This is a genomic window from Enterococcus ureilyticus, from assembly GCF_001730315.1.
GTDB lineage: Bacteria > Bacillota > Bacilli > Lactobacillales > Enterococcaceae > Enterococcus_L > Enterococcus_L ureilyticus.
The window spans coordinates 119,651-146,000 of the sequence record NZ_MIKC01000041.1 but is presented as its reverse complement, the minus strand read 5'-3'; the positions used below and the strand labels follow the sequence as shown (position 1 = coordinate 146,000).

Here is a 26,350-nt window from a genome sequence, read left to right as displayed (position 1 = left end):
GCAGCCAGTATCTATCTAGTTTTCAGTTCTTAAAACAGGGTATCAAAAATATTTAATCTACAACCCAAAAACGTTTGAGCTGCTCTTTAACTTGCTTCCGTTCATCTATCTGTAAATTATGTCCAGCCGTTTCAATAATAATAAAGCTACCTTTTGAAAACATACTTCTATAGTTTAAAATATCTTGAAAGCCAACTGTCATATCTTGTGCTCCTAAAATAATCAAGCTGTCACAATCAATAGCATTAGCTAAAAGACTTTTTTCGAAACTTAAGCTATACCCACTCTCTTGAAAAGACTTTTGGAAATCATGATCACCGATATTGAGTCCGCAATAAATTTCGTTGAGGTATCTTTCATATCCCTCTTTGGTTACATTGACAACTGAATGTTTGTATTGATCGAAAATAGGATTATTAGTAACCTCAAATGAATGGGGTTGTTTTGATGGTTTCTCTGGCAATGTCCGATCTGCTGAATTTGCTTTTATAACGGGAGCTAATAAGACTAAACTTTTTACTTGATTGGAAAGCTTCTTCATCATCCCCAAGCACAGATAACCACCGTAAGAATATCCTAGCAATGAGAATGATTGATTACCGATAAGAAAATCTAAGAATTCAAATAAACTAGTAACTAAATCATCAGCATTGATCATTTTAGTCGGAGTAGGCGACTGTCCCATCCCTGGTAAATCAATATAAATTCGCTGATACTTATTAGGATCGATAGATTCTTCGACAATTCCCTTCACACCCCTGTGATCAATTGAAAAACCGTGAAGAATGAGTAAAGGATGTCCCTCACCAATAATTTCATAATAAAGTTTTATATTTTCATTCGCATAGTACATTGAGTTTTCTACTCCTAACCTTTGTGATTTCTTTAGATTGAAAAAGTTTTTTATAAATGCCTTGTAAAATAGTCTTTTATTTTATCGAGCATAAAATTTTCAATCAGTTGAACGTGATGAATGTCTCTACCTTGTTCAAGAATAGTCCTACATTTAATAAACGACCAGTTTGGTAAAGAACCTTTAAATCTTGGATCATTTGCATAAACGATACCATCAAGACCAGCCCAAACAGCTGCTGCAGAACAAAGCGGACAAGGTTCAAAAGTGGAATATAGCCAGTATCCTCTTGGTAAACTGGCTGTTTCTAGAATTTTACAAGCACTTCTAATTGCATTGATTTAAGCATGAGCTGTTGGGTCATGATCTTCAGAAACTGTTGTTTTTCCAGTAGTGATGATTTCCATTAAAATAAACAGACGCTTTTCAGTTTATTTGTTTAGACATGCTGATATCAGTTGCTACAAACCCTGTTTTTTCATATAAATGAATAGCTCCCTCATTATGAGCAAAAACGTGTAAATCAATTTGTGAAACGTCCATCTCTTTGGCTTTTTCTTCTAGACAAGCAATGGTTTGTCTACCATAACCTTGATTCCTAAATTCATCAAATATGATGAAATCATAGATAAAGAATTTTGAGTCTTGCAACGTTTTATTGATATGAACCCACAAAAAACCAACTTTTTCATCAAGAGCGTCCTCTTCAATCGAATAAAGATACTCATTATTAGTATCCTTGCCTTTTGGTAAAAGCTCATTAAAACTTTTTGTGGCTAATGAAATTGCGTCGGCTTCATTCCAAGTTCCTGCTATGATTTTATCTTGAGCATAGTCTTTAATCGCAAATGATAAGTATTTTTCAAAATCAGTTACAGTCATTTTTTTTAATTTAATTGCCATTATTTTATCCACCAATTCTAGTTATTTTCTAAATCATACCATTTTTGAAGATATAAAAAAAGTCTACAGAAAATTACTTCTCTGCAAACTTTTTCAAATTATTTATTGTTCATTTTTCAAAGCTGTTAGGGCAGCTGTATTAATGATATTCCAAGGTTTATCAAATGAGGGTTGGAAGAAAAAGTCAGCATAAGCTAAGTCTTCAATCGTCATTTTCGCCTTGATTGCAAGTGAAATCGCATTGATGTTCGCTGTTAAGTCAGCTTTTGACATCAACTGTGCCCCAAGAATTTGGGTTGTTTCAGGATCATATACTAATTTAAACCAAGCCTTTTGTTTATCCGGGTTGAAATCCATCAAATAATCTTCAACAACTAAAGTTGATTTAGTTGTTTTATTTAACTTCTTAGCCATTTCTTCATTGATTCCTGTTGAAGCAAATTTATAGTCAAAAACAGCTAATCCAGATGATCCTTGAATACCAGGGAAAGGTTTTACTGGCGCCAGTAAATTTTTCACTGCAAATCGTCCTTGCTTTCTAGCATTGGTTGCTAGAGCAATGTTGACTTCTGTTTCACCTGGATTATATTTTATCAATGTTGCATCTCCGACAGCAAAAACATCAGGAGCGCTTGTTTGCATGTACTCATCTGTTTTGATTAGTCCATTAGGATGTAGGTCTAATGTATCTTTCAACCAACCTGTATTAGGGCGGACACCCACTGCTACAACGACAAGATCAGCATCATACTCGGCTTTATCAGTTACTACCTTATTGACTGTTCCCTCACCTTTGTAACTTTGAACTGTTTCATTTGTTACTACATTGATATTGTTCGCTTCCATTTCTTCTGTTAACACATCAGTAAACTCTTTGTCTAAATAAACGCCTAACGGTCGGTCTAAAATATCAATAACCGTTACGTTTTTACCAGCTTTAGCAAATGATTCGGCCGCTTCAATACCGATATAGCCACTTCCGATAACAACAACATTATTGATAGTTGGATCAACTGTTTTTGCTTTTAATTTGATTGCCCATTTTCTGCCGCGCATTAAGTAAATATTTTCTAGATCTTTACCAGGTACATCTAATTCGAATGGAACTGCTCCTGGACTGATAATTAATTTATCATAGTTTTCAATACGCTCAGTATCTGTTAATAAATCTTTGACTACAACTTGATGAGCATCTGTTTTGATTGCAGTGATTTCTGTATTTGAAAAAACATTCACACCTCTGCTTTCCATTTTTTCACCAGTCATATATCGAACTGCGTTTACATCTTTTACTTTTCCTTCTAGATAAAGCTGCATACCACAAGATAAGAATGAAATAAAATCTCCCTTTTCGTACCATTGGATTTCTGCATCTGGGTGTAGATTTAATAATTCTTCAACAGCCTCATAACCTCCATGCGATGAACCTAAAACGATAACTTTCATTTCATATACCTCCAATATTATTTATTATATAATAAAGAGTATCATATAAAGGTATGAAATAACAAGTGATTTGAGTGATTATTCTCAATTAAATACTTTAATTGAGAATAATCGGGAGTATCTGAAAATTAGTTTACATAATATAATTATTGTTACTTCGTTAAATGAAAGTTTAGAAAAACAAAAAGCTAATTTTTTTCTAATGCTCATAAGATTGTTGTTTGTTCATGATTATTTAAAAATAGTCACTTCTTTTTTTACTTCAACTGTGATCTTTCCGTTTTTTATTACATAATTTCGTTCAGGAATATCGATGATCGCATCGGCCATGACTTTCGTATCTAACAAAACTAAATCCGCATTATTACCAACTTGAATACCATAATTTGAGAGTCCAATTGCTTTTGCTGGATTCTCTGTGATCATAGGTAAAACGGTTGGTAAGTCATCTGCGCCCCCTAGATGTCCTACAGGAATGGCTAACATTGCAATTTGCATTAAATCACCATTTCCATAAGGTGTAAATGCATTACGAATATTATTTGTTGCAAGGCAAACGTTAACACCTGCATCACGGAGTTTTCTGATAGGAGTCACAGCTCTTCTAACATTGTATGCATCATTTCTAGCACCTAAATGTAAATCTGTTGCTGGTAAGGCCATCACGCTGATTTGTGCTTCAGACATCAATACTAAAATGTCCTTTAACCGCTCAGGTTTCAAAGCATGAAGTGCGGTTAAGTGTCCTACAGAAACTCTCCCTTGATAGTTTTCAGTAATTGTTTTCTTGCACAAGTATTCTATTGAAATATCTGTGGCTTCGTCACTAAAATCTTGATGTAAGTCAATATCTTTATCATATTTCTTAGCAATCTCAAAAACTAAATCGATATGTTTATCCGCAGGTGCATCATTATAGGGGATGCCGCCGACAACATCAGCCCCCATTTCCATTGCTTCATACATCATTTTTTCTGTCCCGGGTGCTTTAAAAATTCCTTCTTGCGGAAAAGCGACAACTTGCATATCGATTAGATCTCGATACTCTTCCTTTAGTTTCATAATTGTTTTAAATCCGGAAAAGCCTTGAGCTGGATCAAATTCTGCGTGTGTTCTAACAGCGGTCACACCATGAGAAATAATCATTTCCAAAGCAGTTTTTGCTCGATGATAAATATCAGTTTCAGTAAATGTTGGCTTTAAAGCAGCTGTCACTTTGATTGCTTCTTGTAAAGTCCCTGATTTATTTGGTTTTCTATCTGCAATCAGCGCTTTATCTAAGTGAATGTGACTTTCTACTAAACCAGGTATCAGAACTCGGCCTTGAGCTTCAATTACTGTGACAGCCTTATCCGTTAAATCTCCTGAAATAGCAACAATTTTTCCGTCTTTAATCCCTACATCCTGTAACTCTTCATTATCACTTAATCTTGCTTGTTTGATCAAAATATCCATCTTGCTGCACCCTCTCTATTTTTAAATTAAATGAAGAAACCTATACCGATTAATAAAACAGCGGCCAAACTGATCCATTTAATATTTCCTTTTACTACATCTAAAATTGGAATTTGAAAACCAGAAGATAACGCTTGCATCGTGATGTTGACAAAACTCATCTGACTTCCTAACCCTACGCCAACTGCAACTAATCCCAGTCCGATAGAAGAAAAACCTAAAGAAACAGCCACAGGTAACACAAGAGTCAACACTGACCCTACATATGCGCCAGCTGGCACTCCAATTAAGATGCCGGTTAATATTGCAACTGGTACCATGATCATTGTCGGTGCAGCATTAGCAATTCCTGCTATAACAGCAAATGTACCTGTTTGAGCAATGATGTTAATAAAGGCTAGGAAAATTCCAACTTGGAATAATCTTGTCAAAATATAAGTAGAACCATCTACCATCGCTTCCACTGATTGATTCAGCGTGAAATCAGAACAAACAAAAATCAACGCTAGTGTCAAGACCATATAGACTAATGGTGTTAATAGGGGGAATCCAACGAAATCATTAACCACAGGCCCAAAAATGACGGAAAATAGTAAAAATATGGCCGGTATGGTTAATTTAAATAGAGCATTATTACTCATAGTTCCATACTCATCGTCGGTATTTTCTTTAAAACCAATCTTCCGCCGCTTCGTTCCCCAGAATGCTAGAATAATAGCTAACGCACAAAATAGCAGCCAGATCGGACGCATATCCGAAACGTACTTAGCTACACTAAAATCGCCTAATTTGGAAACAATACTTGATTCTAATGATGCTGGAGAGGTTGTAAATGAAACTGCTGCTGCCAATGACATGGCAGCGATCAACTCTGGAACTGCTCCAACTGCTACAAAGGCCAATGGAGCAATCACCATTGCACTACCACCACCAATGCCAGACATATAAGTCGCTGCAGCTAGTAAAATCACAATAAAAGCTGAGACATACTCAACTTTTCCTTTTGTTCCCCTTTTTGCTAAAGTTAAAGCCGCCGAGTATCCACCCGATTTAAAAACGGCCATTGCAATGGCCGAATTGATAATTGGTACAGTAATACCAAGCATTGTAGGAATCGTTTCTAATAGTTGCTTATTGGCTTGCTCTAATCCGATTCCACCGATAATCATAGCCAATACACCACCAACAAACCCGGCAATGATCATATCTATTTTCATAAACAATAAGACCAAAACTAAAATTAGCGGGATGACTACAATCACAGCTTTTATTCCTGTAGGCGCAGTAATTTCGCCAATTTCTTGTGCAAATGCGGGTACAAATGAAAAAAGAAATAGAGCTGAAAGTAATAGCCCACTTAAAAATCTTTTAGGTATTTTCATAATTATTCCTCCAACTTTGGCTAATTAGGCTCACTTCATTTTTAACAAGTAATAATTGCTCATTTGAAATCAGTTTTTTCAAATTGTATCTCTAATAAATAACCATTAATACTGCATAAAGATTATTTTCTTTAGAACTATTAAAATGCTACTGCCTCCTCTCTCCTTCATATAATACGTTCATTTTCAAAAAAAAGGAACGAGAATGCTTCTATAATTTATAAGATCAAAAAAAGGTAACGTTTCTGTTTCACCTTTATAGCAATAGCAAAAAAATAACTGAAACAAAATATGAATTCTATCTTGTTTCAGTTATGCCTATTTCCTATTTTTTTCTTCAAGTAATTCAGTTAAATCGTAAGGTGTATTTTGATAAACTGCATAATTTAACCAATTAGAAAATAACAATGAAGCAGCCATGTGCCATCTTAATTTTGGTTGATCAGCTAGGTTATCATTTGGGAAATAATTTTTAGGAAGGCTAGGACTTAACCCTTTTTGTTGATCACGTTTAAATTCTTGTTCTAAAGTTTCACGATCATATTCTAAATGCCCAGTTGCATAAAATGCGCGATTATTTTTATTTCCAATTAAAAAAATTCCAGCTTCTCTTGATTCAACCAAAATTTCTAGTTCTTCTATCCTATCTACATCACTTCGTTTAATTCCAGTATAACGCGAATGAGGAGCATAAAATATATCATCAAATCCTTTCAAGATACTCCACGTATGGTTCAATACATCATGTTCAAATATTCCTGTGAGTTTTTGATTTAGCAGATACTTGTCAATCTTATGATGATAATACAATCCAGCTTGTGCTCCCCAACAAATATGAAATGTTGAAAATACATGGGACTTACTCCATTCAAAAATTTCTTGTAACTCGTTCCAATAATCAACTTGCTCAAAAGGGATCTGTTCAATTGGAGCACCTGTAATAATCAAACCATCGTAGAATTCATTTCTAATTTCTTTAAATTGATGGTAAAAACGGTTCAAATGCTCGCTAGATGTATTTTTTGTTTCGTGACTACTCATATGCAAAAATTCGACATTGATTTGTAATGGTGTATTACTTAAGAGTCTCAAGAGCTGAACTTCCGTCTCATCTTTTTTTGGCATTAAATTTAAAATTAAAATTTCTAAAGGGCGAATATCTTGATGCATGGCCCGATCTTCGTCCATTACAAAAATTTTCTCTTTCTCTAATACTTTAATAGCAGGTAGCTCTTTTGGAACGCGAATCGGCATACGTATATCCTCCCTTTCTGTTTGTCTACTTTCATTTTACGATAGAAAACAGTAAAATGGAAGATTCTTTCTGAGAAAACGATAAGTAATCTTTTAATAATAAAATTTTACCTTAAAAAACATGAGGCAGGAGATAACTACCACCTCATGTTCCAACTTTTAGAAAGAAAACTTGTTATTTTTTGCATTGTTATTCTTCTTTATTTTTACGTTCGAAGGTGAAGAATACAAATAATCCTAATAATAAGGCACCCACCACTCCCCAATTATTCACAATTTCTCCGTTATTAGGAAGATTTTTTTTGTGTAGCGTTTAGGTTTTGCAAACCAGTACTTCCATTATTTCCTAAGTTTCCGCCGTTGCCAGTTCCATCAGCAGGATCAGCCGGTAGTTTAAAGTTAGCTGGTTCACTTTGGTTACCCTCACTATCTTTTTGCAATTGCAAAAAGATAGTGAGGGTAACCAATTGGAGTTTCGATAATGAAACGACCTGTTCAACACAAAGCGAGTTATAAAAGAATAAAAAAGCCTTCAAAAGTTAGGTTTTTCAAGTCTAACTTTTGAAGGCCACTACAGAATCAAAGTTTCTGATAGACTTTTTTACACTTTGTCTTTAATACTTTTTTCAATTATTGGTTCACTAACGTTTTTATTCCAAAAATCAATCAGAGGACCTGTGAAAAAGGCATTAATTATTGTTCCTATTCCCACTGGTCCACCAAAAATAAAAGCTAGTATAACAAAAATAATATCTTGTATTACCCTCACCACTCGATAAGATGCTTTTGTCCGCTCGACTATAATTGGTGCAATAGCGTCATAGGGGGCATTTCCTAATTTAGCAGACATGTAAAACGATGCGCCAAAAGTAAAGATGATGATCCCGACTATCAGCAATAAACTTTGGGAAAAAACATTGATTTTGATTGGAATAAACGTTGTATAAATCCAGGTATAAAAATCGATGAAAAAACCTGTCAGCACCATGTTGATTACTGTTCCAATCCCAATATACTGCCGTCCAAAAATAAAAACGAGCACCAATATAATGATGTTGACGATCAATTGATAGACACCGAGTGATAGCCCTAAAACAGATCCGATTCCAATATTCGCTGCTGTATATGGATCTAGCCCAACTTGCCCGATTCGTAATGTTGCAGCACCAAATGCTAAAATTGCCACTCCTATGAAAGCATAAAGAGAGCGAAAGACCAGTTCTTTTGTTCTTTTTCTTTTCATTTTTCACACCTCATTTAATTTTACTTATTAAGCATCTCAAATAAATGCTTAAAAAGCAAAATATTCCATCTTTTTGTATAAAAAAACTAGAGTTGAATCTACACTCAACTCTAGTCTTTGCTTATTTACTTTGGGCAATATCTTTTAGAGCCGCTTGAGCTAATAAGTTCAAGTAGTTCCAAGGACGATCAAAGTGTGGTTGGAAAAAGAAATCTGACAACGCAAGATCTTCAACAGTCATTTTATTTTGAACAGCTAACGAAAGTGTATTAGCTGATTGTGTAATATCATACTTAGACATTAGTTGTCCGCCTACAATGCGATTTGTTCCTTTTTCGTATACTAATTCCATCATAACATTTTCAGTAGTTGGCATAAATTCTGGACGATAGTTATCTTCAAATTGTGTTGCTGCCACATCTAAATTGTTCAATTTGGCACTTTCTAAAGTAACACCAGTTGAACCGATTTTCCAACCAAATAAATACAATCCAGAGGTTCCCTGTGTTCCGCGGTAAGCTAATTTATCTTCAGCTAAATTATGACCTACCAACATTCCTTGGCGAACCGCATTTGTTGCTAGAGGAATATAATTAGTTGTATTACTTGGATTATAGTGTACTACTGCACTATCACCTGCAGCAAAAATGTCTGGATTACTTGATTTCATATATTTATCTACAACGATTGCACCATTTGGTAACATATCTACTTTATCTTTCAGCAATGCTGTATTTGGGCTAAAGCCAACGCACATAATAACCATATCCGCTTCAAACTCTTGGCTTGGTGTAATTACTTTATTCACATGTCCGCTTGCATTTGACTGAAACTCTTGAACATTTTCTCCTAACGCTAGTGTAACACCACGATCTACAAGTTCTTTTTCTAGAACATCTGTAAATGGCTTATCTAAGTATTTGTTTAAAATACGATCTAAACCATCAATCAATGTCACTTCTTTTCCAGATTCTACAAAAGCTTCAACTAGCTCAATCCCAATATAACCACCGCCTACAACAACAACTTTTTTCGCATCTTTAGCGCGTTCAATGATGACATTTGCTTGATTAAAGTTTTTACATAGTAAGATATTTTCAGCTTCTATTCCTTTGATTGGCGGAACAATTGGCCATGAACCAGTTGTCATGACTAATTTATCGTATTCTTTTGTTTCAATTTTACCAGTGTTCAAATCTTTAGCAGTAACTGTTTTATGATTAACATCGATTGTTTCGACTTCATGTTCCATTTTAACTGTAGCACCTAGAGACGCTAGTTCTTCAGGACTTGAATAGAATAAACTGTCAGCCTCCTTTACTACTCCTCCAACATAAAGGGCAATTCCGCATGATAAAAATGATACATTATCATTTCGTTCATAAACGGTTACCTCCGCGTTTGGGTGATTTGTTAAAATACTTTTGACTGCAGCTGTTCCTGCATGCGTACATCCTACGACTACGACTTTCATTTTGTAAATCCCTTCTTTCAAGTTAAATTTTTCACCAATAAATTTAGAATAAAGTTACTGGTATATTAAAAATATAACAAAGTAAGAAAGCATATTCGAGTTCTTTGCTTGTGAATCACTAACTTATTTTTTCACAAACTTCTCTATTTTTAACTATATCCCCATCTTGATTAATGATTTCTCACTTTAAAATGCTGTTTTAACAATAAATAAAGCTGAGAAACATTAGTTTCTCAGCTTGTGAAATTAAACTACTGCTCATTTATAGATACAATAATTTCTATTTCAATCAGAACATCTTTAGGTAAACGGGCGACTTCAACGGCAGATCGTGCTGGTAATTGATTTGTAAATGATTGTGCGTAGACTTCATTAAAAGCTGCAAAATCATTCATATTTTTTAAAAAACAAGTTGTTTTTACTACATGATCGAAACTACTTCCAACCTCAGTTAAAATAGCTGCGATGTTTTTCATGACTTGCGAAGTCTGTTCTTCTATAGTTGTCCCCACAACTTCTCCGGTTCCAGGACTTAAAGGAACTTGACCTGAGGTAAATAATAAGCCGTTCACAATGTTCCCTTGTACATACGGACCAATTGCTTTTGGCGCCTTATCTGTGTGAATCGATTTCATCTGATCACTCATTTCCATTTTTTTGGTTTTTCTGACATTCTGGACATAAACCATATAGCTCTAAACGATGCTCATTGATTTCAAAACCAGTCAATTTACTTGCTGCCATCTCCACGTCTTCTAATCCTGGATAATGGAAATCAACGATCTTACCACAATTTTGACAGATCGCATGGTAATGCTTTTTAGAACTGAAATCAAAGCGACTTGATGCATCACCATAGTTCATTTCTTGTACAAAACCAATATCTGTAAACAAACGTAAATTATTATAAACAGTTGCCACACTCATATTCGGAAAACGATCTTCTAAAGAGCGGTAAATCTCATCCGCTGTCGGATGGCTGTGATTCTCAATTAGATACTCTAAAATTGCATATCTTTGAGGAGTAATACGAATATTGGCTTCTTTTAATTCTTCAAGTGCATTTTTTACCAATATGTTATCCATTTGGTTCCCCTCCCAGTCTTCTTTCTTAAATGATACTATTTCTAATGTGTATTGACAAGAATAAATAGATAAATAGTACTAAAAAGAGTAAGTTTATCTATAATTATGACAAAACAAGACACTATTATATGCTTTTTGACAACTTCACTTGTTTACACTAAAAAGGAAGTCATAAATTTAGACTTCCTTTTTAGTGTACTACTTATTCAGAAAAATTATAAAGAGCTGTTGATAAATAACGTTCGCCATTATCAGGAATAACTGTCAAAACTTTTTTTCCCTTCCCTAATTCTTTCGCCACTTCAATCGCAGCATACACAGCAGCGCCTGCTGATATTCCGACTAACAACCCTTCTTTTACTGCTAATTGACGAGCTGTTTCCATAGCAGATTCACTCGGAACAGAAATGACTCGTCCGTAAATTTCTGTCTCTAAGACTTTAGGGATAAAGCCCGCTCCAATTCCTTGGATTTTATGCGGTCCCGGCGCTCCGCCATCTAAAACTGGGGACTCCGTTGGTTCAACTGCAATGATGGAGATATTTGGATAAACTCGCTTCAATTCTTTTCCAACACCTGTAATTGTTCCACCCGTACCTACTCCAGCGACAAAAGCGTCTAAACCACTAGGACCAAAAATGTCTTGGATCTCTTTGCCCGTCGTTTTTTCATGTGTCTCTGGATTTGCGGGGTTATCAAATTGCATAGGCATAAAATAGCCATCTTTTTCAGATAGTTCTGTCGCTTTTGCAATAGCGCCTTTCATTCCTTCAGCACCTGGCGTTAACAATAATTTCGCGCCATAAGCTTGCATCAATTTCCTACGTTCTACACTCATGGTATCTGGCATAACAATCATTACATTATAACCCTTAGCAGCACCAACCATTGCCAAGCCGATTCCAGTATTTCCACTAGTTGGTTCTACGATTGTATCTCCAACTTTAATTTGTCCATTTTTTTCAGCTTTTTCGATCATACTTAATGCGATTCGATCCTTCACGCTGCCACCTGGATTAAAGAATTCTAGCTTTACAAAAACATCAGCTACTCCATCTGGGATTATGCGTCCTAATTTGACAATCGGTGTTTTACCGATTAATTCAGTTACTGAATTATAAATTTGAGTCATGATCCATTCCTCCATTTTCGTATTCGTATAAGCAAAATCTTTCTTGTGTTTATAATAGCTTATATCAAGTCATCTGGCTATCATTTTGCAATGATACTTTTTAAACAATCTTAATAACCATAATTTATTCCGATTTGTGATTCAAAAACATGGAGAAATGGCTGCAAAATATTTTAATGGCGTACTTTTTGAAATTGTCTATAATACCTACTCAATAAAGAGTGGTTATTTTAGTAGTCAAAAAAAATTAAATACACTTAATTTTTATCTAAAAGAAAGATCAGAATTACAAAATGGGATTAAAATATGATATAGTTGAAATAGGGAGATGCTTATATGTTTTACATTGAATGGATTACAGCATAAGTTCATTCCCTTAATCAAAATTAAAACGGATTGACTACATATCAGGCTAAAATAGGAAAGAAGGTGACACTATGTGGAATCCAATTACAATCGAAATACCGGATAATTTTTTAGGTGACCCGCTACTTGTATCAATATAAAGATAATTGCAAGTGCAATTATCTTTTTCGCTTCTTAATCATACTCGTCAAGAAGCTATTTAGCAATGTCTAAATGAATGAACATTAAGGACTATCCTCTCTTAACACAATTTTAATAAAAATATTGTATAGTATAAGAGACTTTAAAATTGATTATTAGGAGTTTACTCATTTATGAAAATTATAAATATTAGTCCACGTGGGTATTGTTATGGTGTTGTGGATGCTATGGTCATTGCTAGAAATGCATCTCTTGATGAAAATTTACCGCGTCCGATTTATATCTTAGGGATGATCGTTCATAACAAACATGTAACTGACGCTTTTGAAAGTATCGGGATCCATACATTAGACGGAACAAATCGTGAAGAAATTTTAGCCCAAGTTGATCGAGGAACGGTGATCTTTACAGCCCATGGCACTTCTCCAAAAGTTAAAACATTAGCTATTGAAAAAGGTTTAGCTGTTATCGATGCAACGTGCCCAGATGTTCTTATTACACATGAATTGATTGCTAAAAAAGTAGCCGAAGGTTATGAAATTATCTATATTGGCAAGAAAAATCATCCGGAGCCTGAAGGAGCACTTGGTGTTTCACCTGACCATGTTCATTTAGTATCAAATCAAGCTGATATTTCTGCTTTGACGCTAACTGCAAATAAGGTGTTTGTTACGAATCAAACGACAATGAGTCAATGGGATGTCAGCGATCTAATGGAGTTGATTGTAGCTAAATACCCTCAGGTTATTATTCATAAAGATATCTGTAAAGCAACGCAAGTCCGCCAAGAGGCTGTCGTTGAACAAGCGCAAGGTTGCGACTTAACAATCGTTGTGGGAGATCCAAAAAGTAATAATAGCAATCGTTTAGCTCAAGTTTCCATTGAACAAGCAGGTGTTGCAGCTCATCGTATTTCTGACGTTTCCCAGATAAATCCAAACTGGTTGTTGGATGTTGAGCAAGTCGCTGTCACAGCTGGAGCTTCTACCCCTACTCAAATCGTTCGTGAAGTGATCGATTATTTAAAAAAATTCGATGCAACGAATCCCGAAACATATCAAAAAAGCTCAACCACAACTGCTGAAGCGATTCTGCCTAAACCTAGGGTTAAGGATTTAACTAAAAACCGACAACGACGTTTAGAAGAATTACGCTCAGGAAAAAGATAAAAACGTTCAACGATTTGTCATGAGATTGGCAATTCGTTGAACGTTGTTTTATTATGCAACCTGTAGCGATTGTCCTACAGTAATCAATTCAGCTGTTATGCCATTTAAAGCCATAAGTTGATCAACCGAAAGTCCAAATTTTTCTGCAATCCCCCAAAGAGTATCACCTGAGACAACTGTATAAGATTGGGCTGTTACAGTTGTTGTCGCACTACTTTGACCAATTGTTGATTGATTTGCAGTTATATTTTCCTCTGACGATACAGTTCCTGCCATTTCCCAATCATAAGCAGTTAAACCGTAATTTGCAATTAACCAATTTAATTTACTGGCATAATTAGGATCTGTTGCATAACGCCCAGCTAAAGCAGCTGTAGCGTCCATATAACTAGTCGTGTTGCTTTTCCATACCCCAGAATAATGATAATCACCACTGGATGCTAAGGTTGTTTTAAGTACGTTAGCATGATCCTGGAAAGATTCAGTATATGAAGGATAACTTCTAAAAGGTTCAGTCACTGTCACCCATTGCCCATTTAAATATTCAGAAGTTGGCATATAGACTGTTTGTCCACCATAACTTCCTTTGACGCCAAATAAATTATAATTTGGTGCGGCTGCTAAACCAGATGTACCATAACTACTCTCTAATAATGCTTGAGCAATCATTACAGATGCATATAAATCATTAGCATCTGCTACAGAAGCCGCTGAATAACCAATAGAATCAATAAATGCTTGCTCTGAAATAGCTTCTTGGGTCACTGTCTCTGTGGCTTGAACACTTAGTGGCAACAAATTCCCCACAACCGGAAGAAGTACTAATGAAGTACCTATAACAGATGCAACTCGTTTTGTATTGTTTTTCAACTCTTTTTGTTGGTGTCTGCTACTTCTTGTTTTTGTCTCATTCATTCATTTGTTCCTCCTCAATAGAACATCATATCATCATTCTACTCGGGTAATTTTTTATAAACAATTATTTGATCCTCAATTTTGAAGTTTTAAAGTGGGCGTAATCCTGTTGAAATTTTTGTTTTATTAATTAAATTGTATTTGTTTCAATCAATTTACATGATGTCTGTTATTCAAACTGTTTCTTTTGGTAAATCCCTTTATTTTGTTGTTTATGTATTCGTTTTAAGAACATTACTCGATATTTCTATCATATTACATTTATTACGCAGTTATTTTGCATAAAAGTACAATTTATCCGATTTTAGCAATTTTTTCATAAATAAAAAAAGTAGACATTCATAGTTTGTGAATGTCTACTTTTTTATTAAAAACTAGTTTATTTTATAAATTAGTATACTTTGATACAACGTTATCAACTGTAAAACCAAATTCTTTCAAGACTAAATCACCTGGAGCTGAAGCACCAAAATGATCAATCGTTACAGTTGTGCCTGCAGTTCCAACATAACGTTCCCAACCAAATGGTGAAGCAGCTTCAATCGCAACTCGTTTAGTTATATCTTTAGGTAAAACAGATTCTTTGTAATCTGCTGTTTGCTTTTCAAACAAATCAAAACTTGGCATAGAAACGACAGAAACATCTTTCCCTTGTTCAGCTAATGCTTTTTGGGCTTCAATTGCTAAATTCACTTCTGAACCAGTTGCAATTAAGATCCCTTCTGGTTTTTCGCCTTTTTGTTTAGAAATGACATATGCACCTTTTTGAACAAGTGTATCAGCATGTTCTTTAGTTCCTTCAATAACTGGTAAATTTTGACGACTTAAAACTAAGACCGTTGGCGCATCTTTTGTTGTCATCGCAATTTTCCAAGCCGCAACAGTTTCGTTACCATCAGCTGGACGAATGACTTGTACACCAGGCATACAACGAATACTTGCTAATTGTTCAACAGGTTCATGTGTTGGTCCATCTTCACCCACTGCCACAGAATCATGTGTTAATACATATGTCACAGGAGTATTTTGGATTGCAGCTAAGCGGACTGCTGGGCGCAAATAATCTGTAAATACAAAGAATGTTCCGCCGTAAACGCGACTTCCACCATGTAATTGGATTCCGTTCATCGCTGCTGCCATGGCAAACTCACGGACACCAAACCAAATATTGCGACCTTCGTATTGATCAGGCTCAAAATCTTTTTCTGCAGCGACCATTGTATTATTTGAAGCAGACAAATCAGCTGAACCGCCCCAGAAACCTGGTACAGTTTTAGAAATTGCTTGAATCGTTTCTTTACTTGTCACACGACTAGCTGCACTCGAACCTATTTCATAGGTTGGTAACTCGCTATCCCAATTTTCAGGAAGTTCATCAGAAAAAGCTTGTTTAAATTGTTTTGCCAAATCAGGATGCTCTTTTGAATAATTTGCAAACATCTTATTCCATTGATCTTCTGCTTTCTCGCCTTCTTCTATCATCGTTTCTTTAAAGCGTGCAGCAACTTCATCTGGAACAGTAAAGTCTGGGTATTCCCAACCATAAACAGCTTTAGCTGCGGTAATGCCATCTGCTCCGATAGGTGCGCCATGTACAGATGAAGTACCTTCTTTTGGTGCGCCGTAGCCGATGACTGTTTTTACTTCGATCAAAGTTGGTTTATCTGATTCAGCCTTTGCAGCTTCTATCGCTTGAGAAATTTCTTCTAAATCATTACCGTCTTTCACTAAGATATGTTGCCAACCATATGCTTCATAACGAGCGCCAACATTTTCAGTAAACGCTTTTGATGTTGGACCGTCTAAAGAGATATCATTTGAATCGTATAACACGATCAGTTTACCTAATTTCATGTGTCCAGCCATTGAACTAGCTTCTTGAGAAACACCTTCCATCAAATCACCATCACCGCATAACGCAAACGTATAGTGATCTATTACAGGAAAGCTATCACGATTATAAGTCGCAGCAGTATGTGCTTCTGCCATCGCCATACCGACAGCCATTGCGATACCTTGACCTAATGGACCAGTTGTTGCTTCAACACCATCAGTATGATGTACTTCTGGATGCCCTGGTGTTCTACTATTCCATTGACGGAAATTTTTTAGATCATCCATAGTCACATCGTAGCCAGCTAAATGAAGTAAGCTGTATAACATTGCAGAACCATGACCAGCAGAAAGAATAAAACGGTCTCTATCTACCCAGTTTCTTGAAGTTTTTGGGTTTACTTTTAAGTGTTTTGTCCAAAGTGCATAAGCCATAGGTGCAGCACCCATTGGTAATCCTGGATGCCCAGAATTTGCTTTTTGTACTGCTTCAATACTTAATGTACGAATCGTGTTAACGCCTAACTGATCAGTGTTGTCGAACAAAAAAATCATCTCCTATTTAGGTTTTTTTTACCTTTATTAACTACATTTTATCGCATTTCGCTCATGAAAGCAATTACCTTTAGTAAAAAAAACTAAAATTACTTTCTATTATGCAATCCTTTAGCTTTTTGAATCTCTTTCAATTTATCTGGTGTTACATCATTTCCTTTAGGATCGACCACTTTCATTCCTTCTATATGATGGCGCATCCCACCACGAAAAGCAGCCAAATATTCTTGACGAAGTACTTTTTGCTCTTCCTTTTCTTTCGCAGTTAATTCTTTTTCTTTCGCTTTTTTAGCAAGTTCATTGATACGGTTCATTTTTTCTGTTGATAACATCTATTTTGGCCTCCTTATTTTAAAAATTTAATCGGCATATTTCAAGCTTTTTTGAAAGACTAGCCCTGTAGCTAGACAAGTTTACTTTCCATGTCTATCTTATAAGATGAGCACAAGAAATACAACTATATTCTTATTAAAAATCAGAAACGATTGTGTTTATTTATAGAAATTCCGATTCCCTAACTCAGATATTTTCCCTTGTGATTCACAGAAATATACTTTCTAAAAAAAACACGAACGCTTGTTTGATTCCTGTGTAAAACTATGGTACACTAAAAATATAAATCGAAAGAAGGTGCGGGTTGTGGTGAAACGTACAGACACAAGACAAATCGAAGTATTAAAATATATATATGAACAGGTTGAGCTTAAAGGTTATCCCCCGACCGTAAGAGAAATCGGAAAAGCAGTTGATCTTTCCTCAACCTCAACCGTTCACGGACATTTAGCACGATTAGAGAAAAAAGGACTCATTTTACGTGATCCTACAAAACCAAGGGCAATTGAATTGACCGCAGACGGACTTGAAAGAATCGGTGTGAGACCGACAGTTATCCCGATGCTTGGTGTTGTTACAGCAGGTGAGCCAATCTTAGCTGTAGAAGAAGCTTCTGACTTTTTTCCTCTTCCACCTGATTTAATGGCAGAAGAAAATGCTTTGTTCATGCTGACTATCAGAGGTGAAAGTATGATCAATGCTGGTATTTTAGACGGCGACCAAGTTATTGTTCGTAAACAAAGCGCGGCTTCAAATGGTGATATAGTGATTGCAATGACAGATGAAGATGAAGCGACGTGTAAACGATTCTTTAAAGAGGCAGACCATGTTCGTTTACAACCAGAAAATGATGCATTAAAACCGATTATTTTGAACAACGTAAGCATTTTAGGCAAAGTTGTTGGCCTATACCGCAATCATATTTAAATAACAAAAAAACATACTAACTATTAGTATGTTTTTTTGTTATCTTTTCGTTTGAATTAGACAAGATCTTTTAATCCGCTGTGACCTTACGTTGATATGTTTCAAACTGATACGCATAACCATTTGCTTCGTCTTGTTCGCCTGCGCTTAAATTAATCAATGTCCAATCATCCCAATCTACAAAAGGAAATTTTGTATCTCCATCAAACGAATGATAGATAACTGTTCTATACAATACGTCACAATATTGCAAAAAATCCTCGTATACTGCTGAACCACCCGCAATAAACGTAATACCAGAAAACGTTTTGGCATAATCAAGAACTTCATCCACAGTATGAAAAACAATGACTCCTTTTGCCTGATAGCTTTTGTCTCTAGTTAGAACAATCGTTTGACGATTTGGTAACGGCCGAGCGCCCATCCCCTCAAAAGTTTTTCTTCCCATAACAATGGTGTTGTCTTCAGTCATTTGTTTAAAAAATTTCAAATCATTTGGCAAATGCCAAGGTAATCGATTCTCTTTACCGATTGTCCCTTGCTCATCTTGTGCCCATATGGCTGCTAACATTGGAGAACCCCTTTCGAATTAAACGGCAATTGGTGCCTTGATTGCTGGATGAGGATCATATCCTTCAATTACAATATCGTCCATTTCAAATTCAAAAACTGATTTTTTATCTTGATTCAATTTTAGTGTAGGAAACGAACGAATGTCTCGAGTCAGTTGTTCATTCATTTGGTCAATATGATTCGTATATAAATGGGCATCCCCCAAAGTATGAACGAAATCGCCCACTTCCAAACCAGTTTCATGAGCAATCAAGTGAGTCAATAGTGCGTAACTAGCAATATTAAATGGAACGCCCAAAAAAACATCTCCACTACGTTGATACAACTGGCAACTTAATTTCCCATCATTTACATAAAATTGAAACATCGTGTGACATGGTGGTAATGCCATGGAAGGGACATCTTCTGGATTCCAGGCGGACACGATCAGGCGTCTAGAGTCAGGTGTTTGCTTGATCATATCGATAACATTTTTAAGTTGATCAATAAAGTTGCCTTCTTTCGTTTCCCAATGACGCCACTGAGCTCCATAAATATTACCTAATTCACCATACTTCGCTGCAAAATCATCATCAGACAACATATTATTGCAGAATTCTTTGTGCTCTTTTTCATAACTTTCTTTAAATACTTCATCCGTTAAAACACGACGACCAAAATCAGTCATATCCGGCCCATTATAGTCATCACTTTTAATATAACGCTCAAAAGCCCACTCGTCCCAAATATGGTTGTTATGCTGTAGGAGATAACGGATATTTGTATCGCCTTTTAAAAACCATAAAAGTTCGCTTTTGATTAAACCAAAAGGAACTCGTTTCGTCGTCAATAAAGGAAACCCTTTTGATAGGTCAAAACGCATTTGATGTCCAAAAATACTTCGTGTTCCTGTCCCTGTGCGATCTTCTTTTAAGTGACCATCGGTTAAAATTTTGCGACCTAATGCTAAGTAAGCCTCTTCCATAATTACTGCCTCCTAATTTTCTGCAAATTCACTCAAGTATTCCCAACGTTCCATTTTTTCCTCAAGTTCTTGTTCTACAATAGATAACTCTGATTGTAGTTCTTGCAATTTAGTAAAGTCATCCCCTTGATGGTTCATCTCTTTTGCAAGCAGAACAGCTCGATCCTCAAGTACTGCAATATCAGCTTCGATTGTTGCCCACTCTTTTTGTTCCATATAAGTTAATTTCTTTTTTTCCTTTTTTTCAGTTTCTTTAATTGGTTTCGTTTCATATTTAATAGTTTTCTTCGACTCTTCTTTATTTCCAAGTAAGTATTCACTCATAGAACCGAAATAGGTCACTATTTGACCGTCTCCCTCAAACACAAGTAATTTGTCCATTGTTTTATCAAGGAAATAACGATCATGGGAAACGGCAATTACAGCTCCTTTAAAGGTTTGGAGATAATCCTCTAGGATCGTTAGAGTATCTATGTCAAGATCATTTGTTGGTTCGTCCAATAATAACACATTTGGCTTTCCAATCAGTAGTTTTAATAAATACAAACGACGTTTTTCCCCACCAGAAAGTTTCCCAATCACTGTTCCATGCATAAAACGTGGGAATAAAAAGCGTTCTAACAATTCAGCAACACTAATTGTTGTTCCATCTATGCGCCGAACTTGTTCTGCAGCTTCCTGTAAGTATGAAATCATCCGTTGATTTGGATCCATTGCTTCATTTTGCTGTGTGTAATAGGCTAAACGAACCGTTTCTCCGATAGAGTACAGACCATTATCTAATAGCAAACGTCCAGCTAATAGATTCAAAAGAGTGGATTTACCTGCGCCATTTTTTCCCGTGATGCCTATTCGATCTTTTGCCTGAATTAGTAAATCAAAATCTTTTAAAATTGTTTTTTGTTCAATTTGATAACTGCCGGCTTTGATTTCTAAGACTTTTTTTCCCAATCTTTGTGTCGCGATATCTATCTCTAACTGGCCTTTTTGATGTACTTGGTGAAGATTTTCTTTAAGATCATGAAAACGATCTTGACGGGCTTGTTGTTTCGTGCCACGAGCTTTGACCCCCGCACGCATCCATTCTAATTCTTGCTTATATAATTGTTTTCTTTTTTCCTCTTGTTCAACACCAACACGTTCACGTTCTGCTCTAGCAATAATATAAGCTTCGTAATTGCCTTTATATTCATGTAACTTTCCAAAAGAAAGTTCAAAAATTCGATTGGTTACTCTATCTAAAAAATAACGATCATGCGTCACCATTAAAATAGCGCCACGATAGCCATTCAAAAAGCTTTCTAACCAGTTGATCGCCTCATAATCTAAATGGTTCGTTGGTTCATCCAATAGCAATAGATCAGGCGATTCAATCAAAACTTGGGCTAAACTGACCCGTTTTTTTTGTCCGCCGGATAGCTCGCCGATTTTTTTATGCAATGTTTCGATTCCTAATTTTTGTAAAATGATTTTAGCATCTGTATCAGCTGTCCACGCATCTTCGGTGTTCATTCGTTCTTCTGCTTGTGCATATTGCTTTTGTGCAGCCTCACTAAGACCATCTTCCCCTAGTGCTAGCAATGCCAGCTCATAATTTTTTACCGCCTGTATAGTCGGTGTATCACCTTGGAAAACAGCTTCTACTACTGTCAATTCAGGATTAAATTCTTTGTCTTGAGAAAGATAGCCGATTTGATAATCACTTGGTTGTTGAATGGCAGAAATATCGCCATCACCACTATCTTTGCCAGCTAGAATATTCAACAAGCTAGTTTTTCCAGTGCCATTTGTCCCAATTAAACCTATACGATCTTTATCATGGATGTAGAAAGAAATAGCATCAAATAATGTTTTTTCTCCATATGTTTTAGTTAAATTATTTACTTTTAACTCATTCATCTGCTCACGCCCTTTTCATCCTGCTTATTGTATCAAAAAAATGTAAAAAAAAGAAGCTAGTTTTCTTAGTCCGCTTCTTTTTTTAATTCTCTGGTCAACTTTCTCAATGGAACGCCACCAGAAATGTCATTTATTGAATAAGATTCAAGTAAGTTAACATTTTTTCGATATTCATTTGCTTCAAAAGAAGAAATTTTTTCAGAAATTTCATATTCATCGATCACTCGCCGCTCCTCTTGATAGCCAATTATAAGTTCTTTTACATAATTGGATTGAGAACGAACGAGAAAAGAATCAATAAAGGTACCATCTTCCAATCGATGAGCAAGTTGTAATCGTCCCTCAATGAAGAAACGAATAATTTCTTCATCATAAACACCTTTTAAGTTATCTAAACTTTTTAAGATTACTTCTGTATTTTGTAAAAAGACTTGGCGTACATTTTCCAATTCTTCTATTTGAAATTCTCGCCGATTTTCTTCATCTTTTTTAGCCCAAGATAATTTGGGATGAACAAAAAATGCTATGATTTGGCGTACAAACAATAACCAAAAACCAATAATAGAGAGCAATTGTCTCGCAATCGAACGTTCCATCCTGGAAATTAGGCGCTCATACAAACGATAGCCCTCGATTCCGATTTCCTTTTGACGAAAACTTTCTTCTAAACCATCACGTTCAATCGAGACAATTAGCGCTCGCAATTCTTGGACTTCTTGTCGTTGTTCCGATGGTAATTGCTCGGTATATAATTCTTTGACACGATCTTGATAGTTTTCGATCACAACATTCATTTCGACATGAGGATCTTCCTTGTTGATTTTTTTAAGCCGTTCAATCACGTCCTGCAACAATGTGATTCCTTGGACATTCGTGCTTTCTACTTCGTCAGATTCTGTTAAAAACGGTAAAACAAGAATACCGCCAACTAATGTGACCAAAATCACACAAGCAGTAATGAACAATAGCAGAGAACGTTCAGGAAAATCATTACCATTAATTGTCAATGGCAAAATAAAAATCGTTGCTAAACTGACGGTTCCTTTAACACCACCAAATGTTAGTATCAGCATTTCGTTCATTGATTGCCATACATTCTTTAGGCCGTTTTTTACACTATAAATCAAGAAAATAGAGAAAAAACGAGCAGCGAATAACGTGACACTTAAAATCAAAATAACGACCATCAAGAAACTATTAGAGTATGTTTCGCTATTCCAAATAGGTGAAAAAACTTGAGATAGTTCAATACCTAAGAAAAGAAAAACTAACGCATTCAAGGTAAATGTGATCGTTCCCCATGTACTTTCTGAAACATTTGAAAGTTCTGCTTCGAATAATGAAACCTTTTTAAAACTAGCAGCTTGCATAACACCTGCTACAACGGCCGCAATAATTCCAGAAACATGAAACAGCTCTGCAACCATATAAGCTAAAAAAGGGAGTAATAGTTCTAATAGTAAGTAACCCGTAACATCTCTTGCAGATGCTTTTTCTAGGATCATCACGACTTGTCGTTTGATCATTACTAAAATCGCGCCTACGATCGCACCGCCAATACTAGAGACAATTAAAGTGATACCAGCATCAGCTGCTGAAAAACTACCAGTTAATAAAGCCGCTAACGCAAATTGAAAAGCCGTAACGCCAGAAGCATCATTGATCAGTCCTTCACCTTCTAAAATATGCATTGCTTTATGCGGGATCTGAATCTTTCCAGATAAAGAACCTACAGCTACTGCATCTGTAGGCCCCAGTGCTGCACCTAAAGCGAAACAAGCTGCTATCGGCAAAGCAGGTATAACCATATGTAATGCCCACCCCACACTTACAAGTGTGATCAAAACCCCTATGAACGCTAAAAATAATATCACACTAAAATTCTTCATCGTAGCAGAAATATCATTGCGTTCTCCTTCTCGAAACAATAATGGTGCAATGATCATTACCAAAAATATTTCTGGTTCAAACGTTATTTCACGTCCCATATCTGTTACTCCAATCAAAACGCCAACAATTATTTGTACGATTGGCAATGGAATAATTGGTACAATTCGATTAAAGACATTTGAAAAAGTAATGGCTAAAACAAAAACAATAATTAAAGAAACAAACTCCATCTTGTATCCCCCTTATAAATTAATGATTGAGTTGTTTTCCTAAATACCGTAATAATTTTTCTTTTTTACAGGTAATTTTTTTCTCAATTAATCCAAGTTCTTTTTCTTTATCACATAACTCTAGCTGAGCACGACGGGCTTCTAAACGTAATAATTCAGATTTGATCAATTCTATTTTTTTATAGTTCAAAAAATTTCTCTTTTTTATATGCCGTTCCCATTCTGCTTTTTTCTCTGGGGGTAATGCTTTATATTTTTCACGTAATTCAGCAATTCGTTGCTCTATTTCTTTACTCACAACAATACTTCCTTTCAGAATTTCTCTGCACATTATAGCAAACAGTTTAAGAAATACCTACTAAAATTGACTATTATTTAAAAAAATCTTTTTGAATAGAATTTCTGCTAAAAAAATTAAACAGTAGGTGAAAATAAAGTTCTTGTGTTGTCTGTTATTTTCTTCCTATGGTCTTGATTTAAGTATCTTCTTCAACTAAAATACTGATTTCAGTCTCTTCATTCAAGCGTTCAGAAAGAAAAGCTAGTAAATCTTCTAAGGGTATAGAAAATTTCATCATCGGTCCACGACGCCCATTTTTGAAATAATTTAAACGGATTTCTTGGTTCTTAAGTAACAAAGCCATCTTATCTATATCTCGATACAACACACCGTTCCTGTCGAATGGCCCTAAAATAAGCCGATCTTCAGAAAGACCTTTTGTATCCAATAAAAAACTCAACATCAACAAACCAGAAAGAATTCCCCGAATTCTTTGATCCATTGTCTGCTCTGTTATTATTGTGATGATTAGGATAAATCCACTGCACCCAATCACTAAAGCATAAAAAATTGTTCTTTTAAGACTTTTAATCAACACACTATCTCTGACCAAATACAAATAAATATACATAATCACAACAAACGCTGCAAGTAATAAAGTAAAAAAATCTATAACCAAAATATACTCCTTTTAAAAATGAACTTTACTCTTTTTGTTTACACTAAAAACAAAGCAGATATAACTGGATGAACTAGTTAATCCTTTTTATTTAATTCTGTCAATTGCTGATTGATTTTTTTTATTTTGTCTTTACAAGCTAATATATCACGGATCATCTGATCTCTTTTAACACCAAGTGGTAAACGATTAACTACTTGATAATATGCAGCGAGTAGTTGAACTTGTTTCATTTTTTCTTTTTGTAAGCGTTCTTCAGCTAGACTCATCCACTCGCCTCCTTTTCTTTAAGTATACCTTACTTTTAAAAGAAAGTGACATTTGAATCGTTATTTTTAACAATAATCGACCAAAAAGGTCCGATTTAGTTGTTATTGTATCACATTATTGCTTTTTTGGTTATTTTACGAACATACTTTCTGTTTTGCTCATTTGATGAAGAAGAAATAAGGATGAAACAAAAGTCAAAAGTAACTTTGTTTCATCCTTATTTCTATTGTGCTGAAATACATAGCGCAATCGCTTTTTCACCTAAATGTGTCCCGATAACTGGGTTAAAATGACCAATTTCAATAATTGCATCTGGATATTTTTTTTGAAGTTTTATTTTTTCTTCTTCAGCAACCGTTAAATTATTTGCATGAATAACATATAATTTGACAGGTCTGTTGATTTCTTTGTCACGTTTGCCAATGATTTCTTCTGCACGAGCAAAGGCTTTTTTAGTTGAACGAATCTTTTCAAATAGAACGATCTTACCATCTTCAAAAGTCAAAATCGGCTTAATCTTCAATAATCCAGCAATCAAAGCCGCTCCATTTGTTAATCTACCGCCTCGTACTAGATTATTTAAATCTTCAACAATCAAATAAGCATAGGTGTTATCGCGAATAATGTCTAATTTAGCAAATATCTCTTCCAAACTAGCCTTTTCTTTCACTAAATCTAACGCAGCTTCCACCATATGCCCCATCGGTACGCTTGTGATTTTCGAATCATAGGGATAAAGTGTTATCCCTTCAATCGAATCAGTTAATGAAAATAATGTATTCACGAAACCTGAAATACCTGATGAAAGATGGATACTAATGATCGTATCATACCCTTTAGCAGCAATATCTTTGTACAATTCAATAACCTCACCTAAAGCCGGTTGAGAAGTTGTCGGAAACTCATTGCTATTATTCAATAAGTTGTAATATTCATCAGCTTCGATATCGACACCTTCGTTATATATCTTACCATCTAAAATAACAGGGATGGGAATAACAAAGAGATTGGGCGAATGCTTGATTCGCTCAGGTAAATAAGCTGTACTATCTGTCACAATAGCAATTTTCATTTTGTAACCTCGTTTCAGTAATTTTG

General features: G+C 35.3%; 26 protein-coding genes. 2 read left to right on the top strand and 24 right to left on the bottom strand.

Going from position 1 to position 26,350, the window contains the following annotated elements:
* Positions 1 to 52: 52 nt before the first annotated feature.
* The 13 genes from BCR24_RS15425 to cysK all read right to left on the bottom strand — a co-directional run bounded on the left by BCR24_RS15425 (position 53) and on the right by cysK (position 12,228).
* Positions 53 to 853, bottom strand: coding sequence for an alpha/beta fold hydrolase (locus BCR24_RS15425; RefSeq protein WP_069641383.1), 801 nt, complete (start codon positions 851 to 853; stop codon positions 53 to 55).
* A 50-nt stretch (positions 854 to 903) separates the two neighbouring features.
* Positions 904 to 1,185 (bottom strand): tRNA-specific adenosine deaminase, encoded by a 282-nt coding sequence (locus BCR24_RS16580; protein WP_276308291.1) that lies wholly within the window; start codon positions 1,183 to 1,185, stop codon positions 904 to 906.
* A 94-nt stretch (positions 1,186 to 1,279) separates the two neighbouring features.
* Positions 1,280 to 1,756 (bottom strand): GNAT family N-acetyltransferase, encoded by a 477-nt coding sequence (locus tag BCR24_RS15420; RefSeq protein WP_083244426.1) that lies wholly within the window; start codon positions 1,754 to 1,756, stop codon positions 1,280 to 1,282.
* 102 nt (positions 1,757 to 1,858) lie between these two features.
* A complete protein-coding gene (locus BCR24_RS15415; protein WP_069641382.1) occupies positions 1,859 to 3,202 on the bottom strand; it encodes an FAD-dependent oxidoreductase in 1,344 nt (447 codons plus the stop codon).
* Between the two features lie 231 nt (positions 3,203 to 3,433).
* Positions 3,434 to 4,657, bottom strand: coding sequence for an amidohydrolase family protein (locus tag BCR24_RS15410; protein ID WP_069641381.1), 1,224 nt, complete (start codon positions 4,655 to 4,657; stop codon positions 3,434 to 3,436).
* A gap of 26 nt (positions 4,658 to 4,683) precedes the next feature.
* Positions 4,684 to 6,039 carry a citrate transporter gene (locus BCR24_RS15405; RefSeq protein WP_069641380.1) on the bottom strand — a complete coding sequence of 452 codons (1,356 nt, stop codon included), beginning with the start codon at positions 6,037 to 6,039 and terminating at the stop codon, positions 4,684 to 4,686.
* Between the two features lie 318 nt (positions 6,040 to 6,357).
* Positions 6,358 to 7,293, bottom strand: coding sequence for a homoserine O-acetyltransferase MetA (gene metA / locus BCR24_RS15400; RefSeq protein ID WP_069641379.1), 936 nt, complete (start codon positions 7,291 to 7,293; stop codon positions 6,358 to 6,360).
* Between the two features lie 190 nt (positions 7,294 to 7,483).
* Positions 7,484 to 7,549, bottom strand: coding sequence for a hypothetical protein (locus BCR24_RS17430; RefSeq protein ID WP_379896867.1), 66 nt, complete (start codon positions 7,547 to 7,549; stop codon positions 7,484 to 7,486).
* Between the two features lie 345 nt (positions 7,550 to 7,894).
* Positions 7,895 to 8,536 (bottom strand): YczE/YyaS/YitT family protein, encoded by a 642-nt coding sequence (locus BCR24_RS15390; RefSeq protein WP_069641377.1) that lies wholly within the window; start codon positions 8,534 to 8,536, stop codon positions 7,895 to 7,897.
* Positions 8,537 to 8,657: 121 nt separating this feature from the next.
* Entirely contained in the window at positions 8,658 to 10,010 is a 1,353-nt protein-coding gene (locus tag BCR24_RS15385) for an NADH oxidase (protein ID WP_069641376.1), read from the bottom strand.
* 251 nt (positions 10,011 to 10,261) lie between these two features.
* Positions 10,262 to 10,645, bottom strand: coding sequence for a RidA family protein (locus tag BCR24_RS15380; protein ID WP_069641432.1), 384 nt, complete (start codon positions 10,643 to 10,645; stop codon positions 10,262 to 10,264).
* Between the two features lie 4 nt (positions 10,646 to 10,649).
* Positions 10,650 to 11,096 (bottom strand): peroxide-responsive transcriptional repressor PerR, encoded by a 447-nt coding sequence (gene perR, locus BCR24_RS15375; protein ID WP_069641375.1) that lies wholly within the window; start codon positions 11,094 to 11,096, stop codon positions 10,650 to 10,652.
* Between the two features lie 202 nt (positions 11,097 to 11,298).
* Complete coding sequence (gene cysK, locus BCR24_RS15370) at positions 11,299 to 12,228, bottom strand: cysteine synthase A (protein ID WP_069641374.1); 930 nt, start codon at positions 12,226 to 12,228, stop codon at positions 11,299 to 11,301.
* A 680-nt stretch (positions 12,229 to 12,908) separates the two neighbouring features.
* Here cysK and BCR24_RS15365 point away from each other — a divergent pair.
* Positions 12,909 to 13,904 (top strand): 4-hydroxy-3-methylbut-2-enyl diphosphate reductase, encoded by a 996-nt coding sequence (locus tag BCR24_RS15365; protein WP_069641373.1) that lies wholly within the window; start codon positions 12,909 to 12,911, stop codon positions 13,902 to 13,904.
* A gap of 51 nt (positions 13,905 to 13,955) precedes the next feature.
* On the opposite strand, the gene BCR24_RS15360 is transcribed toward BCR24_RS15365, so the two are convergent.
* From BCR24_RS15360 to BCR24_RS15350, 3 genes are all read right to left on the bottom strand, one after another.
* A complete protein-coding gene (locus BCR24_RS15360) occupies positions 13,956 to 14,819 on the bottom strand; it encodes a glucosaminidase domain-containing protein (RefSeq protein WP_069641372.1) in 864 nt (287 codons plus the stop codon).
* A 384-nt stretch (positions 14,820 to 15,203) separates the two neighbouring features.
* Positions 15,204 to 17,198, bottom strand: coding sequence for a transketolase (gene tkt / locus BCR24_RS15355; protein ID WP_069641371.1), 1,995 nt, complete (start codon positions 17,196 to 17,198; stop codon positions 15,204 to 15,206).
* Positions 17,199 to 17,296: 98 nt separating this feature from the next.
* The gene (locus BCR24_RS15350) at positions 17,297 to 17,539 is read right to left on the bottom strand and encodes a DUF896 family protein (protein WP_069641370.1); all 243 of its coding nucleotides are present in this window, start codon (positions 17,537 to 17,539) and stop codon (positions 17,297 to 17,299) included.
* A gap of 298 nt (positions 17,540 to 17,837) precedes the next feature.
* Between BCR24_RS15350 and lexA the strand changes: the two genes are divergently transcribed.
* A complete protein-coding gene (gene lexA, locus BCR24_RS15345) occupies positions 17,838 to 18,467 on the top strand; it encodes a transcriptional repressor LexA (RefSeq protein ID WP_100630371.1) in 630 nt (209 codons plus the stop codon).
* A 70-nt stretch (positions 18,468 to 18,537) separates the two neighbouring features.
* Here lexA and BCR24_RS15340 read toward each other — a convergent pair whose 3' ends face one another.
* The 8 genes from BCR24_RS15340 to BCR24_RS15305 form a co-directional block, all read right to left on the bottom strand.
* The gene (locus BCR24_RS15340; RefSeq protein WP_069641368.1) at positions 18,538 to 19,038 is read right to left on the bottom strand and encodes a dihydrofolate reductase; all 501 of its coding nucleotides are present in this window, start codon (positions 19,036 to 19,038) and stop codon (positions 18,538 to 18,540) included.
* Between the two features lie 18 nt (positions 19,039 to 19,056).
* Positions 19,057 to 20,004 carry a thymidylate synthase gene (locus BCR24_RS15335; protein ID WP_069641367.1) on the bottom strand — a complete coding sequence of 316 codons (948 nt, stop codon included), beginning with the start codon at positions 20,002 to 20,004 and terminating at the stop codon, positions 19,057 to 19,059.
* A gap of 12 nt (positions 20,005 to 20,016) precedes the next feature.
* Positions 20,017 to 21,903 carry a ribosomal protection-like ABC-F family protein gene (gene abc-f / locus BCR24_RS15330; RefSeq protein ID WP_069641366.1) on the bottom strand — a complete coding sequence of 629 codons (1,887 nt, stop codon included), beginning with the start codon at positions 21,901 to 21,903 and terminating at the stop codon, positions 20,017 to 20,019.
* A 65-nt stretch (positions 21,904 to 21,968) separates the two neighbouring features.
* Entirely contained in the window at positions 21,969 to 24,023 is a 2,055-nt protein-coding gene (locus tag BCR24_RS15325; protein WP_069641365.1) for a cation:proton antiporter, read from the bottom strand.
* A 19-nt stretch (positions 24,024 to 24,042) separates the two neighbouring features.
* On the bottom strand, positions 24,043 to 24,321 hold the full coding sequence (locus BCR24_RS15320; RefSeq protein WP_069641364.1) for a hypothetical protein: 279 nt from the start codon (positions 24,319 to 24,321) through the stop codon (positions 24,043 to 24,045).
* A gap of 178 nt (positions 24,322 to 24,499) precedes the next feature.
* The gene (locus BCR24_RS15315) at positions 24,500 to 24,982 is read right to left on the bottom strand and encodes a hypothetical protein (protein ID WP_083244425.1); all 483 of its coding nucleotides are present in this window, start codon (positions 24,980 to 24,982) and stop codon (positions 24,500 to 24,502) included.
* Between the two features lie 77 nt (positions 24,983 to 25,059).
* Complete coding sequence (locus BCR24_RS15310) at positions 25,060 to 25,251, bottom strand: hypothetical protein (protein ID WP_025868968.1); 192 nt, start codon at positions 25,249 to 25,251, stop codon at positions 25,060 to 25,062.
* A gap of 224 nt (positions 25,252 to 25,475) precedes the next feature.
* Positions 25,476 to 26,324 (bottom strand): DegV family protein, encoded by an 849-nt coding sequence (locus BCR24_RS15305; protein WP_069641363.1) that lies wholly within the window; start codon positions 26,322 to 26,324, stop codon positions 25,476 to 25,478.
* Positions 26,325 to 26,350 lie beyond the last annotated feature (26 nt).